1 pseudogene is annotated in these 357 nt (G+C 77.6%); it reads right to left on the bottom strand.

Features of this window, described 5'->3' with window-relative positions:
- Window positions 1–10 precede the first annotated feature (10 nt).
- Window positions 11–357, bottom strand: a pseudogene (locus ABD308_RS34295) (hypothetical protein); the annotation flags it as partial.

Raw genomic sequence — 357 nt, 5'->3', positions numbered from 1 at the left:
GTGAGCGCGGTCAGCGCCGACCAGAGCACCAGGTACTCGGTGATCCGCCCGGTGAGCCCGCCGGGCCGCCGCAGTCCGCGAGCAGCCGCAGCAGCATCGAGGCGATCCGCAGCGGCACCCGCTCGGCGGCGATCCGCGCCGCCGTCACCCGGGACACCGACAGCGGCGCCGACGACCAGTGGGCGAGCCAGTCGTCCACCACCGGCCGGCAGACCGCCAGGTTGAACTCCACGGCGCGCAGCAGCGGCCCGTACGCCACCCCGGCGTGCGGCGGCACCTGCGGCAGCAGCGTGGCCAGCTCGGCGACCCGGCCGCGCAGCGGCGAGCGCACGGCCGCCGCCATGGCGTCGCGCACCA

It is taken from the genome of Kitasatospora putterlickiae, assembly GCF_039527695.1.
GTDB classification, from domain to species: domain Bacteria; phylum Actinomycetota; class Actinomycetes; order Streptomycetales; family Streptomycetaceae; genus Kitasatospora; species Kitasatospora putterlickiae.
This window is presented reverse-complemented; position numbering and strand designations above follow the sequence as displayed.